Annotated in this window: 11 protein-coding genes; 8 read left to right on the forward strand and 3 right to left on the reverse strand. The window is 72.7% G+C overall.

Going from position 1 to position 15,796, the window contains the following annotated elements; genetic code table 11:
• Nucleotides 1-206: 206 nt before the first annotated feature.
• Nucleotides 207-1,091: a bifunctional DNA primase/polymerase gene (locus ACFC09_RS22330; RefSeq protein WP_376531029.1), complete on the reverse strand. Its 885-nt coding sequence runs from the start codon at nucleotides 1,089-1,091 to the stop codon at nucleotides 207-209.
• A gap of 375 nt (nucleotides 1,092-1,466) precedes the next feature.
• On the opposite strand from ACFC09_RS22330, the gene ACFC09_RS22335 reads away from it, so the two are divergent.
• From ACFC09_RS22335 to ACFC09_RS22370, 8 genes are all read left to right on the forward strand, one after another.
• On the forward strand, nucleotides 1,467-1,790 hold the full coding sequence (locus ACFC09_RS22335; RefSeq protein ID WP_376531032.1) for a hypothetical protein: 324 nt from the start codon (nucleotides 1,467-1,469) through the stop codon (nucleotides 1,788-1,790).
• 410 nt (nucleotides 1,791-2,200) lie between these two features.
• The gene (locus ACFC09_RS22340) at nucleotides 2,201-3,364 is read left to right on the forward strand and encodes an acyl-CoA dehydrogenase family protein (RefSeq protein WP_376531035.1); all 1,164 of its coding nucleotides are present in this window, start codon (nucleotides 2,201-2,203) and stop codon (nucleotides 3,362-3,364) included.
• 218 nt (nucleotides 3,365-3,582) lie between these two features.
• Nucleotides 3,583-4,485 carry a bifunctional MaoC family dehydratase N-terminal/OB-fold nucleic acid binding domain-containing protein gene (locus tag ACFC09_RS22345; protein ID WP_376531147.1) on the forward strand — a complete coding sequence of 301 codons (903 nt, stop codon included), beginning with the start codon at nucleotides 3,583-3,585 and terminating at the stop codon, nucleotides 4,483-4,485.
• Nucleotide 4,486: 1 nt separating this feature from the next.
• Entirely contained in the window at nucleotides 4,487-5,563 is a 1,077-nt protein-coding gene (locus ACFC09_RS22350) for an acyl-CoA dehydrogenase family protein (RefSeq protein ID WP_376531038.1), read from the forward strand.
• A 30-nt stretch (nucleotides 5,564-5,593) separates the two neighbouring features.
• A complete protein-coding gene (locus ACFC09_RS22355) occupies nucleotides 5,594-5,986 on the forward strand; it encodes a MaoC/PaaZ C-terminal domain-containing protein (protein ID WP_376531149.1) in 393 nt (130 codons plus the stop codon).
• On the forward strand, nucleotides 5,986-7,152 hold the full coding sequence (locus ACFC09_RS22360; RefSeq protein ID WP_376531040.1) for a lipid-transfer protein: 1,167 nt from the start codon (nucleotides 5,986-5,988) through the stop codon (nucleotides 7,150-7,152). Before ACFC09_RS22355 ends, ACFC09_RS22360 begins: the two co-directional genes overlap by 1 nt.
• 145 nt (nucleotides 7,153-7,297) lie before the next feature.
• Nucleotides 7,298-7,891 (forward strand): SigE family RNA polymerase sigma factor, encoded by a 594-nt coding sequence (locus ACFC09_RS22365; RefSeq protein WP_376531042.1) that lies wholly within the window; start codon nucleotides 7,298-7,300, stop codon nucleotides 7,889-7,891.
• A gap of 622 nt (nucleotides 7,892-8,513) precedes the next feature.
• Complete coding sequence (locus ACFC09_RS22370; protein WP_376531045.1) at nucleotides 8,514-10,178, forward strand: long-chain fatty acid--CoA ligase; 1,665 nt, start codon at nucleotides 8,514-8,516, stop codon at nucleotides 10,176-10,178.
• Between the two features lie 212 nt (nucleotides 10,179-10,390).
• Here the strand turns inward: ACFC09_RS22370 and ACFC09_RS22375 are convergent, their stop codons facing one another.
• Together ACFC09_RS22375 and ACFC09_RS22380 are read right to left on the reverse strand one after the other, a co-directional pair.
• Entirely contained in the window at nucleotides 10,391-14,863 is a 4,473-nt protein-coding gene (locus ACFC09_RS22375; RefSeq protein WP_376531048.1) for a PAS domain-containing protein, read from the reverse strand.
• Nucleotides 14,864-15,124: 261 nt separating this feature from the next.
• The gene (locus ACFC09_RS22380) at nucleotides 15,125-15,751 is read right to left on the reverse strand and encodes an SSI family serine proteinase inhibitor (RefSeq protein WP_376531050.1); all 627 of its coding nucleotides are present in this window, start codon (nucleotides 15,749-15,751) and stop codon (nucleotides 15,125-15,127) included.
• Nucleotides 15,752-15,796: the final 45 nt, after the last annotated feature.

Below are 15,796 nucleotides of genomic sequence, written 5' to 3' on the forward strand. Positions count from 1 at the left end.
GCTTGTCGGGATTGGTTCGGTGCGTGCGAGGAGTTCGATCTTCGGCTCTGGAGACGATGCGCGGCATGCATGCAGTGTGCGGGTGGGCTCAGGGGAGCGGCAACGCCCCGTCGAGGATATGGGTGATCGGTGGGGGATCGCCCTGACACCTCTCAGGGACACCCCGGTCCGGGCTCATGGCCGGGTCCCGTCATGGCCGGGTCCCGTCATGGCCGGTGCCTCGTCATCCGGGCCGCCGACGCGATCGTCGCCCGTGCCTCGGCCTCCGAGAGACCGGTGTTGCGGGCCGCCTCGACCAACGGGGCCACGAGGGCAGGGCCGATGCCGTTCTCGTAGGCGCGACAGGCGGCCCAGAACAGGCGGGTGTTGCGCTGGCCCTTGTGAGCCGCGAGGACGAACTGGACCAGCCCCTTGCCGTGGTCGCCGGCCACCGGGGGCGCCGGATGAGGTGCGCGGGGTGGCGGGAGGAGCAGGCGCAGCAGGGCGGGCGGACAGGGCGCGGGGGCGAGGTGGGCGGTGGCGGGGGCGGTCGTGTAGACGCCGTGCTCGGTGCGGGAGCCGGGGCCGACGAGATAGCCGCCGGCGCCCCGTATGTCGATACCGGGGGCGAGCCGACCGGCCGAGTTGGGGACGACGACGTCCGGCGGACCGGTCAGCCAGACGTGTCGGCCGCCGCTCGGCGTCAGCACCACGACGGTCTCCGGGACGGTGAACAGGTGGCGCAGGGCGAGTTCACGCAGGGCGGCCGAGGAGTCCGTGCCGGACTTGGTGTCGAGGTCGACGCCGATCAGATGGTGCGGGGGCAGCCCGCAGGCGATGCCGTAGCCGGTCGCCCAGGGTGCGGCGGAGAACAGCTCGCGGATGCGTTCCGGGTCGGTCGAGGCGTCGTACACGCCGTGCCCGAAGCTGCCGCATTCGCCGTGGCACCGGGCTGGGGCGGGGGTGGAATCGGGGGTGGCGTGGGCGCGGTGGGGGGATCGCAGGGCCGGGAGTTTCGTCCGGGACAGGGGGATGACGGCCAGTCCGCGTTCGGCGGCTGACAGGGCATGTGCGAGGGCCAGCGTCGTGGCCTGCCGATCGGTGGTGGCCATACCTCATGGTCGTACATGCGTTCGAGAAAAGGAAGAGGGGGCCGGGGTCGACACGCCGGTGCGTGCGGGCTGGCCGGAACTGCGACGAAACGATTCATCGCTTGTGTCGCTTGAGTCCGAGAAGTCCGTACTGGGTGCTCTCAGGCCACGAGGTCACCAAAGATGGCGAAAGGGGTTTATCGACATGTCATCACGCTTGAGTGCGAATCAGGGCCTGTGGGGTGGTTCGCCGGGGATTCGATGGGCAACTCTGGATTCGCGACGTCGTGCAGAACCGCCCGGGGGGTCGGCCAACTTCCCAGGCATAAGCCGTACTTCACGAATTTCCCGTGCTCCCGGCCATTCGGCCAATGGGTATTGTCCTGGAGGAACAAAATGGCAAGCATCCGTACCGCTCGCGTTCTCGCCGCCGTCTCCGCGCTCCCGCTCGCCGCCGCTCTCTTCACCGGCGTCGCGGCCGCGGACAACGGGGCTCTCGCGAACGACGGATCGAACGCCGCCGCGGCGACCGGCGTGGCGAGCGTCATCGGCAGTGGGGTCGGTGGCGACAACAAGGGCAACTCGTCCACCACGGCGCAGAACGCGAGCGGCTCCGGCGCCTCGAACCAGAGCAACACGGCCCAGGTCGACGGCTCCGCGTTCACGTCCATCCAGCAGGGAAACGAGAACGTCTCCGTCAGCTTCGACCACCTGTGGTAAGCCGGGACTGACGTCCTGTGTGGGGTGTGCTTTCGGGGTCGTAGCACGTCTGCGCGGCGGTACTTCGGTACCGCCGCGCAGGCGTTTTCCGCTGCCGTCCCCTGTCCCCTGTCCCCTGTCACCTGTCTCCTGTCCTCTGTTTCTTGTTTCTTGTTTCTTGTTTCTTGTCCTTTGTTCCCTGGCTCCCGTCTCCGGCGCCTTCCCTTTGCTCCCCTCTTCCTCCATCCCCCCTTCCTTCTTCTCCTTCGCCCCGTCCCCCGGTCTTCAGGCCCTCCGATCTTCCGGCGACCTTGACACCTGGCGGTATCTGACGGACAGTCAGAAATCATCGTCCAGCCAGAGAGCGCCGTTCGTGCGGGCCCGGACCCGGTCCGTACGAATCCGTCACCGGGCCGGGAGGTTACACCGCCGTGCACCTCGCCCCCACTGAACGCCAGCAGCAGCTGCGCACCGAACTCCGCGCCTATTTCCGGGCCGTGCTGCCGACCGGACCCGTCGAGCCACGGGAGCGGCGGGCGCTGCTGCGCCGGATCGGCGACGACGGCTGGCTCGGGCTCGGCTGGCCGGTCGAGTACGGCGGCCAGGGCCGGGGCGCGGACGAGCAATTCGTGTTCTTCGACGAGGCGTACCGGGCCGGCGCCCCGGTCTCGATGGTCACCCTGAACACGGTCGGGCCCACGCTCATGAAGTACGGCAGCGAGGAGCAGAAGGCCCGTTTCCTGCCCCGTATCCTCAGCGGGGAGCTCACCTTCGCGATCGGCTACAGCGAGCCGTCGGCCGGTACCGACCTGGCCTCGCTGCGGACGCGGGCCGTGCGGGCGGGCGACGGCTGGCGGATCGACGGGCAGAAGACGTTCACCTCGGGTGCCCAGTACGCGGACTGGATCTGGCTCGCCTGCCGCACCGATCCCGAGGCGCCCCGGCACCGCGGCATCTCGATCCTTCTCGTCCCCACCGACGCGCAGGGGTTCTCGTGGACGCCCATCGAGACGGTCGGCGGGCAGACCACCACGGCCACTTACTACGACGGGGTCCGCGTCCCGGCCGGGAACCTCGTCGGGGCCGAGAACGAGGGTTGGTCGCTCATCACCAACCAGCTCAACCATGAGCGGGTCGCCCTCGCGGCCGTCGGCATGCAGGCCGAGGACTTCTACGCGGCCGCGGTCGCCGCAACCCGTACCCCCGATCCGGTGACCGGCGAGCGTCGGATTGACGAGCCCTGGGTGCGTGCGCAGCTGGCAGAGGCGCATGCGCGACTGGCGGCGACACGCCTGCTGAACTGGCGTTTGGTGGGGGACGTGGGAGCGGGTCGGCTCGCGCCGGGAGACGCCAGCGGCGTGAAAGTGGCGGGAACCGAATCGGCGGTGGCGGTGTACCGAATATGTCAGCACGCGATCGGGACGGACGGGCTGGCAGGGACGGTGCGGTCGGGTTCGCCGGGTGCCTTCGCGGACGGCGAGCTGGAACGGCTGAACAGGGCAGCGCAGATCAACACGTTCGGGGGCGGGGTGAGCGAGGTGCAGCGGGAGATCGTCGCGACGATGCGGCTCGGGATGACGAGGGGGCGGCGGTGACGGGTGAGGAAGGGGGCACGGTGACCGGCGTGGAGGGGGCGGCCGGGCTCGGCTCGGGAGCGGGGAGGAAAACCGCGGTGGGTGTCGACTCGGGGCCAGGACCGGGTGCGCCGCGTACGGGCTCGGGTACGGGGGCGGCGGCAGCCGCGGGCACTCCGGACGAACGGCGCGCGTCGGACGAGCCGGCCGCGCGGGACGAGCCGGGTGCGCCGGATGAATTGTGGGTCCGGCTCAAGGCGTACGAAGGACGGGCCGCAGCCCTCGCCTGCGCGGGCAAGGACCCGGTCAACGCACCGATGATCCGGCACTGGTGCGAGGCGATGGGCGACACCAACCCGGCGTACACAGGCCCGGACGCCGTGGCCCCGCCCACCATGCTCCAGGCGTGGACCATGGGCGGACTCTCCGGGTACGACGGGCGCACGGACGCGTACGTCGAGCTGCTCACCCTGCTCGACGAGGCGGGCTGCACCTCGGTGGTCGCCACCGACTGTGAACAGGAGTACCTGCGACCGCTGCGGCCCGGGGACGAGGTCACCTTCGACGCGGTGATCGAATCGGTGTCGCAGCGCAAGATGACCAGGCTCGGCACGGGGTACTTCGTCACGACCCGCATGGACGTCCGGGTGGGCGCCGACCTCGCGGGCACGCACCGCTTCCGCATCCTCAAATACGCCCCCGTGCATCGGAAACCACGGCCCCCGCGCCCCCGACCGGTGGTCAACCGGGACACCGCCGGCTTCTGGGAGGGGGTGGCCGGGCACCGGCTGCTCATCCAGCGCTGCACCGGCTGCGGCACCCTGCGCCATCCCTGGCTGCCGGGCTGCAACACGTGCGGCTGCCTGGACTGGGACACGGTCGAAGCGAGCGGCGAGGGGACCGTGTACTCGTACGTCGTGATGCATCACCCGTCCTTCCCCGCGTTCGACCCTCCCTACGCGGTCGGCCTGATCGAACTGGCCGAAGGCGTGCGGATGGTGAGCAATGTGGTGGGGGTGCCCTACGACGAGGTGCGCGTCGGCCTGCCGGTGCGCGTGGAATTCCGGCGGTACGAGGAACCGGGCGGCGACACGGACCCCCTGGTCCTGCCGGTCTTCCGGGTCACCGAGGGCGGGGTCTGAGATGGACTTCACGCCCACGGAGGAACAGACCGCGGCCCGCGACCTGGCAGCGCGGATCTTCACCGACCTGGCCACGCACGAACGGCTCACGGCCACCGGCACCGGCAGCGACCCGGAACTGTGGAAGGCACTCACCGGCGCGGGCCTGGTGGGCGCCGTGGAGGAGCTGGGACTGCTCGGCCTGGTGCTGCTCCTGGAGGAACAGGGGCGAACAACGGCCCAGGTGCCCTACGCGGCGAGCTGTGTCTTCGGGATCCTGGCGGTGGCGGCTCACGGCACACGGGATCAGCGGGAACGGCTGCTGCCGGGGCTCAGGGACGGATCGCTGGTGGCCGTCGGGGCGTTCCCGGCGCAGCCGGACGTGCGGGCCTCGGCACCGGGCGGACCGGAGGAGGCACAGGGAGCGGCCACGGCCGAGCTGACCGGCACGGTGCCCGTCGTCCCCTGGCTGCGCGACGCCACACACGTCCTCGTCGCCGACGGCCGGCGACGGCTGTGGCTGACCCCCCTCGCCGCCGGGGCGACGGTCACGCCGGTCGACCTGACCGCACCCTGGTCGGCCGGCCGCCTCACCCTGGACCGCGCCGACGCGGAGCGCCTGGGGACCGGCGAGCCGCCCCAGGACACCGGTGCCTACGACGACATCCTCGCCACCGCCCGTACCGCCTTCGCCGGGCTCCAGGCCGGTGTCTGCGCCGGGTCGCTCGCGCGGGCGGTGACGCATGCGAACTCCCGGGAGCAGTTCGGCCGCCCGCTAGCCACTCGCCAAGCCGTCCAGCTCAAGGCCGCCGACGCGCACCTGGACACCGAGGCGATACGGGTGACGGCGTACGAGGCGGCCTGGCGGCGCGATGCCGGGCTGCCGTATGCCACTCATGCGCTGACCGCCGCCTGGTGGGCGTCCGAGGCGGGGCAGCGCGTCGTCCACACGGGTCAGCATCTGCACGGCGGCACCGGAGCCGACCTCGACCACCCGGTGCACCGGCACTTCCTGTGGGGTCGGCAGCTGGACGCCTATCTGGGATGCGGGAGCGAAGCGCTCCAGGAGCTGGGGAAGTTGATCGCACATGGGGAGTGAGGCATGGCGGTGACGGCAGGAAAGCCGGCGATGACGGCGGGCGCGGAACTGGCGCCGCTGGAGATCCCGGTCACCCGCACTCTGATCGTGTCCGGAGCCATCGCGTCCCGGGACTACCAGGACGTGCACCATGACGCGGAACTGGCCCGGCAGAAGGGCTCCCCGGACATCTTCATGAACATCCTGACGACGAACGGCCTGGTCGGCCGGTACATCACGGACCACTTCGGCCCGACGGCGGTCCTCCGCAAGGCCGCCATCCGGTTGGGGGCGCCCAACTATCCCGGAGACACCCTGGTGCTGACCGGCACGGTCGAGGAGGTGGACGGCGACACCGCGACAGTACGGGTGGTCGGGTCCAACGCCATCGGCAGACACGTGACCGGGACGGTGACGGTCACGGTCCCGGCGGGAGGTGCGTGATGGCCGTACGCACCCGCGACCAGCTCGGCGGCCGGGCCGCCGTCGTCGGGATCGGCGCCACCGAGTTCTCCAAGAACTCCGGACGCAGCGAGCTGCGGCTGGCGGTGGAGGCGGTGCGGGCCGCGCTGGACGACGCGGGGCTGACCCCGGGAGACGTGGACGGGCTGGTCACCTTCACGATGGACACCAGCCCGGAGATCACCGTGGCGCAGGCATGCGGGATGGGCGAGCTGTCCTTCTTCTCACGGATCCACTACGGCGGCGGCGCGGCCTGCGCCACCGTCCAGCAGGCGGCGCTCGCGGTGGCGACGGGCGTGGCCGAGGTGGTGGTCTGCTACCGCGCGTTCAACGAGCGGTCGGGCCGGAGATTCGGCTCGGGCGTGCAGCACCGGGAGCCGTCGGCGGAGGGCGTGGCGCTGGGCTGGGCGCTGCCGTTCGGGCTGCTCACCCCGGCCTCCTGGGTGGCGATGGCGGCTCAGCGCTATCTGCACGCGTATGGGCTGACCCCCGAGGCGTTCGGGCAAGTGGCCGTGGGGGACCGCGCATACGCGGCGACCAACCCGGCGGCGTACTTCCACGGTCGCCCGATCACGCTCGCCGACCACGCAGCCTCGCGCTGGATAGTGGAGCCGCTCAGACTCCTGGACTGCTGCCAGGAGACGGACGGCGGGCAGGCGCTCGTGGTCACCTCCGTGGAGCGGGCCCGTGATCTGCCGCGGGCGCCGGCGGTGATCGCGGCGGCCGCCCAGGGCGCCGGCCGGGCCCAGGAACAGATGACCAGTTTCTACCGTGACGACCTGACCGGCCTGCCGGAGATGGGTGTGGTGGCCCGCCAGCTGTGGCGCACCTCCGGGCTCACCCCGGCCGAGATCGACGTGGGGATCCTGTATGACCACTTCACCCCGTTCGTTCTGATGCAACTGGAGGAGTTCGGGTTCTGCGGGCCAGGGGAGGCGACGGGTTTCATGGCCGAGGAGCGGTTGCCGGTCAATACGCACGGGGGACAGCTCGGAGAGGCGTACCTCCACGGGATGAACGGCATCGCGGAAGGGGTGCGCCAGCTGCGGGGCACGGCCGCCAACCAGATACCGGGGGCCGCCCGGATCCTGGTGACGGCCGGTACCGGAGTGCCTACGTCGGGGCTGGTCCTGGCGGCGGACGGATGACCCCCAGGGGTCATCCCGGAGCAGGTCTCGTCCCCTACTCCACCTTCAGGAGGTGTAGCCACCCCCACCCCTACAACCTGAGGGGGACTCTGCTTCGGGACCTGCGGCCGATCCGTCCGACTCAGGTCACTCATAGCGTGGAGCCATGACCACACCCGTCTGCACCAGTGCTTCGGACGCCGCCCCGGCGGCGAGGCAGACCCTGCCCCACCCCCGGCTTCGGTCGGGTGGAGGGACTTCCGTGTATCCGTCGTTCTCGTCGTACGTGAGAGACCGGCAGCCGGTACTGCTGCGTGCCGCCCGTTCGCTGACCGCCAACCCCAGCGACGCGGAGGACCTGCTGCAGACCGCGCTCACCAAGACGTACGTGGCGTGGGAGCGGATCGAGGACCACCGGGCGCTCGACGGCTATGTGCGCCGGGCGCTGCTGAACACCCGGACGTCGCAGTGGCGCAAGCGCAAGGTCGACGAGTTCGTCTGCGACGAACTGCCCGAGCCGGAGCCCGTGCCCGGCGACGACGACCCGGCCGAGCGCCAGGCACTGCACGACGCGATGTGGCGGGCGATCACGAAGCTGCCGGCGCGGCAGCGGGCGATGGTCGTCCTCCGGTACTACGAGGATCTGAGCGAGGCCCAGACGGCCGAGGTGCTCGGGGTGTCGGTGGGCACGGTGAAGTCCGCGGTGTCGCGTGCGCTCGGCAAGCTGCGTGAGGATCCTGAACTGGGGCTCGTTCGATAGCGGTTCTTGGCGGATCTTGCGGGGCTTGCAGACCTTGTGGGGCTTGTGGATCTTGCGGGGCTTAGGGGCTTATTCGGGCATGCAGGGCACATTCCGGGCGTACCCCCGGCGTATCGCTGGCGTGCAGGCATATCGAGGGATGTCGGGGGATGCCGCGGGAGGTTGGTGCGGTCGACAGCGTCCGTACCGAGCCCAGCCGGTTGCGCTCGGCGGTGGGATGACGAGGGGGAACCCGACGCCTGGACCAATCGTGCGACCTCACGGAGGCCCCCGTCGACGAGCGCGGCTCCACGGAGGTTTCCGTCGGCGAGTGCCGCTCCACGGAGGTCCCCGTCGATGAGGACGGCTTCACGGAGGTCCGCGTCGGCGAGTGCTGCTCCGCAGAGGCCCCCCGTCGATGAGGACGGCTTCACGGAGGTCCGCGTCGGTGCGGGCGGCTCCGGGCAGGTCTTCGTAGGCGAGTGCTGTCCCGAGGGCCGAGTGGGCCGGTCGTCGGCGCCGATCAGGGGATGCCGGTGTGGAACACAGACCGAGCGGGCCGGAGGTAGTGACATACCGCCGGGTATGCCCCGAGAATCGCGGCCAGTAGCTACCACCGCGTAACTCGATGGGGAGGCCCTCGGTGTACAGCACGATGCAAGACGTCCCGCTGACGATCTCGCGGATTCTGGAACACGGCCGACGGGTCCATGGCTCGTCCCAGGTCATCACGTGGACCGGGGGGACCGGGGAGGCCGCTCCTCAGCGCCGTAGCTTCGCCGGGATCGGCGACCGGGCCGCCCAGCTGGCGCACGCACTCCGCGACGACCTGGGAGTACGTGGGCCGGACGTGCTGGCCACCCTCATGTGGAACAACGCCGAGCACGTCGAGGCGTACTTCGCGATCCCGGCCATGGGCGCGGTGCTGCACACGCTCAACCTGCGGCTGCCCGCCGAGCAACTGACCTGGATCGTCAACCACGCGGCCGACCGCGTGATCATCGTCAACGGGTCGTTGATCCCGCTGCTCGCCCCGCTGCTGCCCCGGCTCACCACGGTCGAGCACATCGTCGTCTCCGGCCCCGGCGACCGCTCCCCGCTGGCGGCCGGCCGGGCGCAGGTGCACGAGTACGAGGAACTGATCGCGGGCAAACCGACCACCTACGACTGGCCCGAGCTGGACGAACGCCAGGCCGCCGCCATGTGCTACACCTCGGGCACGACCGGCGACCCCAAGGGCGTGGTCTACAGCCACCGTTCGATCTACCTGCACTCCATGCAGGTCAACATGGCCCAGTCGATGGGCCTGACCGACCAGGACACCTCGCTGATCGTGGTCCCGCAGTTCCATGTGAACGCCTGGGGCCTGCCGCACGCCACGTTCATGACCGGCGTGAACATGCTGATGCCGGACCGCTTCCTGCAGCCCGCGCCGCTCGCCGGGATGATCGAGTCCGAGCGCCCGACCCACGCGGCCGCGGTGCCGACCATCTGGCAGGGCCTGCTCGACGAGCTGACCGCCCGGCCCCGGAACGTCACCTCCCTCACCCAGGTCACCATCGGCGGTTCGGCCTGTCCGCCCTCGCTGATGACGGCCTTCGACCGGCTCGGCGTGCGGGTGTGCCACGCCTGGGGGATGACGGAGACCTCACCGCTGGGCACGGTGGCCCGGCCGCCGGCCCACGTGATCGGCACGGAGGAGGAGTTCGCCTACCGCCTCACGCAGGGCCGTTTTCCGGCCGGTGTCTCCGCTCGGCTCACCGGACCCGGCGGCGAACGCCTTCCCTGGGACGGCGAGTCGGCGGGCGAGCTGGAGGTGCGGGGCCCGTGGATCGCGGCCGCCTACTACAACGGCCCCGACGCCGAGCCGCTGCGACCCGCCGAGAAGTTCAGCGAGGACGGCTGGCTGAAGACAGGTGACGTCGGCACCATCAGTCCGGACGGCTTCCTCACCCTCACCGACCGCGCCAAGGACGTCATCAAGTCCGGCGGTGAGTGGATCTCCTCGGTCGACCTGGAGAACGCCCTGATGTCGCACCCGGACGTCACGGAGGCCGCCGTGGTCGCCGTACCGGACGACAAGTGGGGCGAGCGCCCGCTGGCCACCGTGGTCCTCAGAGCGGGCGCCGCCGTCGACTTCGAGGCCCTGCGCACCTTCCTCGCCCAGGAGGGCAAGATCGCCAAATGGCAGCTCCCGGAGCGCTGGACGGTCGTCGAGGTGGTGCCGAAGACGAGCGTGGGAAAGTTCGACAAGAAGGTGCTGCGCAGGCGGTACGCGGACGGTCAACTGGAAGTCACCCGTCTCTGACCGGTCCTCACCTGTCTACGACGGGTCCTCACCTGTCTACGACGGGTCCTCACCTGTCTACGACGGGTCCTCACCTGTCTACGACGGGTCCTCACCTGTCTACGACGGGTCCTCGCCCGTCTCCGATCGGTTCTGATCTGTCTCCGACCGGTTCGGCAGCGCAGCGCCCGCGTCCCTGCCCTCCACCGCTGCCGCCACTCCCCGCGGAGCGGCTAGTTGGTGCCGATGCGGGCCAGCAGGTCGACGATGCGGGCCTGCACCTCGGTGCTGGTGGAGCGTTCCGCGAGGAACAGCACCGTCTCGCCGGAGGCCAGCCGCGGCAGGTCGGCCTGGTCGACGGCGGCGGTGTAGACGACGAGCGGGGTGCGGTTGAGCCGGCCGTTCGCGCGCAGCCAGTCGATGATCCCGGCCTGGCGGCGGTGCACCTGGAGGAGGTCCATCACGACCAGGTTCGGCCGCAGTTGCCCGGCCAGGGTCACCGCGTCGGCGTCGCTCGCGGCCCGCGCCACCTGCATCCCGCGCCGCTCCAGCGTCGCGGTCAGCGCCAGCGCGATCTCCGCGTGCTCCTCGATGAGCAGCACCCGCGGCGGATGCTGCTCGCTGTCCCGGGGTGCGAGGGCCTTCAGCAGGACGGCGGGGTCGGCACCGTACGCGGCCTCCCGGGTCGCCTGCCCGAGCCCGGCCGTGACCAGGACCGGTACCTCCGCCGCCACCGCGGCCTGGCGCAGCGACTGGAGCGCGGTCCGGGTGATCGGCCCGGTCAGCGGGTCCACGAACAGCGCGGCCGGGAAGGCGGCGATCTGCGCGTCGACCTCCTCACGGGAGTGCACGATCACCGGACGGTAGCCGCGGTCGCTCAGTGCCTGCTGGGTCGTGACGTCCGGTGCGGGCCACACCAGCAGCCGACGCGGGTTGTCCAGCGGTTCGGGCGGCAGTTCGTCGTCCATCGGCTGCGGGCGCGGCGGGTCCGCGACCTCGATCGCACCGCCGGGGCCGTCGAGTGGTTCGGGACCCTCGGCGGCGTTCTCGTCCGGGGCGCCGATGGCGTACGAGCGTCCCGCGCCCTCGGTGCCCGGGGCGAGCCGGGACTGCCCGGCGGGCGACGGCTGCGCGGACGGCTGCTCGGACGGCGAGTGCGCCCGACTCCCCTGTTCGGCGCGCTGGTCAGGGCGCTGGTCAGGGCGCTGCTCGGGGTCGGCGGCCGGATCCGGCCGGGTGCCCAGTTTGCGGCGACGGCCGGCGGCGTTCGGGCCGTGCGGGGGAGGCGTGGCCGTCGGCTGCTGCACCTGGGCGGCCTGCCTGCTGAACGGCACGCCCTGCCCCAGCGTGCGCACACTGATCGCCCGGCCCTGTGTCGAGTTCGGGTCCACCGGGGCGCCGGTCGCCTCGGCGGGCAGCGGCTGGGCCGCGCGCGGCTGGGCACCGGCGTGCTCCGGAGGCAGCGGTGTGCCGGACGCCGGTGTGCCGGACGCCGGGGTGGCGGGCGACGGCGTGGCGGACGACAGTGCGTCGGCCGCTGGGGTGCCGGTCCTGGGGGTGCCGGACGGTGGAGTGTCCGTCGCCGGGGTGCCGGCGGCGGGTGGAGCCCCGGCCGGGAGTGCGGCGGGGGCCGTCTCCGCGGGCAGCGGTTGGGCGGCCGGGAGCAGGCCGGACTGGTCCTGCGGGCCTGGCGGGGCCGCCGCGGGCGGCGGAACCGCGGCACCCGGCGGCACGGGGGCGAACGGCTGTGCCGCCTGTGCCGCCTGCGCCGTCCCGGCCGGCTGGACCGGCACGCCCTGCGCGGGTGTGCCCGGCGCCGCCGGAGCCTCCCCCGGCTGGGCCATGGCCCGCCGCCGACGGCCGGTCGGCGCGGTGGTGGGGTGCGGCTGGGGCGGGGTGTGGTCCTCGGCCTGGTCGTGCGGTACGGCGTCGTGCCGGCCGTGGTCGCCGGGTACGCCCGCACCGGGCACCGGCGCCGGACCGACGGCCGGCACCTGTCCCTGAGCAGGCACCTGTCCCTGAGCAGGCACCTGTCCCTGAGCAGGCACCTGTCCTTGAGCGGGCACCTGTCCCTGAGTCGGCACCGCAGGCACCGGCAGCGGCCCCTGCGCGGGCACCGGCGCCTGTTCGGGCACGGGACCGGCGCCGGGCACCTGGCCCGCTGCCGACCCCCGGCCCGTCACCGACCCGCGACCCGCGGACTCCCCCTGCCCGGAGCCGCCCCCGGCCCCTTCCACATCCCCTTGGCCCGGCCCGTGGCCGTTCCCATGACCATTCCCGTGGCCGTTGCCGACGCCGGGAACGGGTGAGCGGTCCGCATCGGCGGGCGGCAGCGCGAACACCGGACGCGCGCCCGCCTCCTGCGCCGCGGCGCGCTCCGCCGCCGCGGCCAGCGCGCGGCGCCGTCGCCCGGTCGGCTGCCCGTCCTCGGCCGGCGCGGCACCCGCGGCCGCCGCCAGTGGGGCGGGCCCGGCCCCGGCCTGCGGCGCCTGCTGGGTGCCCGCGGCAGGCAGCGCGGGCGGCAGCGCGGCCTGCGGTTCGCCGCTCTCGCGCCGGGCGCGCCGTCCGGGGGGCGCGGGCACGCCCTGCGGCGGCACGGTCCCGCCGAGGCCACTGCCCACCGCGGCGGTCCCCGCCGCGTGCTCGGCCGCCGTCATGACGGCACCCTCGGAGACCCCCTCGTCCCCGTGTCCGTCCCCGTCTCCGTCCCCGTCTCCGTCCCCGTCTCCGTGCCCGTGTCCGTCCTCGTCGCCGGCGTCATCGGCGGGGCGTCCGCGCCGCCTACCCGTGCCGGAGGAGGAGACCTCCGTGCCCTCCGCCGGGCCCGCGGCACCCGACGCGGTCTCCTCGACCGCCCGCCGCCTGCGCCGCCCGGTCGGGGCGGGCGCCTCCGTCTCGCCGCCGGACTCGCCGGTGACCTCGCTGTCCAGGAAGGCGTCCACGGAGGACCGCCGGGCCCGCCGCCGCCCGCCGCCCGAGGTCTGCTCGGCCGGTGCCGGCCCGCCGGTGGCGACCGCGGGCAGGGCCGGCGCCTGGACGGCGCCCGCTCCGCCGCCGAGCGGCACTTCGAGTACGTACGCGTTGCCGCTCATGCCCGGCACCTCGTGCGTCTGCAGCACGCCGCCGTGGGCCCTGACGATGCCGCGCACGATCGGCTCGTGCACCGGATCTCCTCCGGAGTACGGGCCGCGCACCTCGATCCGTACCACCTCGCCGCGCTGCGCGGCGGCCACCACCACGGTGTTGTCCAGATAACCCCCGGTCGACACGGGCGCGTTGCCCGTCGCGTCGACCCCGGCGACGTCCGCGATGAGATGGGCGAGCGCGGTCGCGAGCCGCTGCGGGTCGACCTCGGCCTCGATGGGCGGCGCGTGCACGGCGAACTGCACCCGGCCGGGCCCGATCAGCTCGACGGCACCGTCGACACCGGCGGCGACGACCGAGTCGAGCATCACCTTCGTACGGACGACGTTCTCCGTGCCCGCGTCGAGCCGCTGGTAGCCGAGGACGTTGTCGATCAGCTGGGTGATGCGGGAGTAGCCGGCGGACAGGTGGTGGAGCACCTGGTTGGCCTCCGGCCACAGCTGGCCGGCGTCGTCGGCGGCGAGGGCCGCCAGGTCGCGGCGCAGCTCGTCGAGGGGGCCGCGCAGGGAGCCGGCGAGCAGCGTGAGCAGCTGTTCGTGCCGGCCGGACAGGGCCTCGTAGCGGTCCTTCTCCCGTTCGCCGAGCGCGGCGTACCGCTCCTCGCCGGACGCCAACTCCTCCGCGTGCCGCTCGCGCAGCTCCTCCAGTTCGGCCACGTGCTGCTGGCGCAGGGCGGTGAGATCGGAGGCGTGGTCCTCGGAGAGCCGTTCCAGCTGCTGCGCGTGCTGCTGGTCCGAGGCGGCCTTCTCGTCGGCCAGGGCGTCATAGGGCCGCCGGTCGGTGAAGGTCATCACGGCGCCGACGAGCTGGTCGCCGTCGCGCACGGGCGCGGTCGTCAGATCGACCGGCACCTTTTTGTCACCCTTGGACCACAGCACCTGCCCGCGCACCCGGTGCTTGCGCCCGGAGCGCAGGGTGTCGGCGAGCGGCGACTCCTCGTACGGGAACGGGGAGCCGTCGGGGCGCGAGTGCAGTACGAGGGTGTGCAGCTCCTTTCCGCCGAGTTCACCGGCGCGGTAGCCGAGGATCTGGGCGGCGGCCGGGTTGACGAGGACGATCCGCCCGTCGGTGTCGGTGCCCACCACGCCTTCCGCGGCGGCCCGCAGGATCATCTCGGTCTGCCGCTGCGAGCGCGCCAGCTCGGCCTCGGTGTCCACGGTCCCGGACAGGTCGCGCACGACGAGCATCAGCAGTTCGTCGCCGGTGTAGCCGTAACCGTCGTACGCCTGCTGGCCGTTCTCCAGGTTGGCGCTGGTGACCTCGACGGGGAACGCGCTGCCGTCGGTGCGCCGGGCGATCATCCGCGTGGGCTTGGTGCGCCCGCGGGTGTCGACGTGGCCGGGGCGTCGCATGGAGCCCGGGATCAGCCGGGAGTCGAACTGGGGCAGCAGATCGAGCAGCCCGCGCCCCACCAGGGCGGTGCCCGGGGCCTCGAACGCCTCCAGGGCGATGGAGTTGGCGTTGACGACGGTCCCATTGGCGTTGACCAGCACCAACGCGTCGGGCAGCGCGTCGAGTATGGCTGCGAGGCGAGCAGCGCCTCGGGATGGCCTGCTGCTCACGAGACGCTTCCTCCCTGTTACCGCACCTTGCCGACCGCTCGTGCCATCTTGCCAACCGGCCCGCAGCGTGTCACGCGAGGGAGTCTAAAGGCAGCGATTGCGCTCGCGATGCCGGATGAGAGGGAGGTCGCACGACGAAGTGACGGGGAACGTGTGACCGCATGCCTCCGCTTCGCGAGACCTTTGCTGGACGTTTACGGGACCGGGGGATTCCGCCACGAATCGCCGGTGCGCCCCCGGTCACCCGGTCGGTGCGGACGCTCAGGAGCCCAGGTCCGGCAGGAACGGCACCATCCGGTTCCACCGCGCGGTCTGGCAGCCGTCGCTGCGGTTGTACGTGGCGTCCACCGGGCGTCCGGCCCAGGTGCCGGTGACACGGGCGGTCGCCGGTCCGCCGTACAGCATGGTGCAGACGCTGCCCGCCGGCACGGGCGCGAACGGCTCGCTGCCCCAGCGGGTGTTCTTGTCCAGGGCGGCACAGGCGCCGCGCGGGTCGGGGTGGCTGCCGGCGGCGGGGTGACAGGACAGTTCGTACGTCCCGTCGTGCCCCCGGCCCGCGTGCTCGACGGTGATGGTCAACCGGTCGCCGGATCCGGACCCGGGCCCGGGCCCGGACCCGGCTCGGGATCGGGACCCTGATCCGCCGGCCCGGTCCTCGTCCCGGACGGGCGGCGGCGCCGCGACGGAGGCGGGCGAGGCGGCCGGCGCGGGGACGGCGGCGGGCGAGGCGGCCGGCGCGGGGACGGCGGCGACGGCGGGCGCGGCGGTGCGGGGCGCGGCGGCGACGGCGGGCGCCGCGGACAGCGCGGTGAGCGTGGTGAGCGCCGTGACGGAGGCGGCGGCGAGGGCGGCGGCGGAGCCGACGGTGCGCGAGATGACCAGCAACATGACCTGATCAACGCGGCAGACCGCCGGACGTTGCGGGGCCGGGCG

Origin of the sequence: Streptomyces sp. NPDC056161, assembly GCF_042268025.1 — a bacterium.
GTDB lineage: Bacteria > Actinomycetota > Actinomycetes > Streptomycetales > Streptomycetaceae > Streptomyces.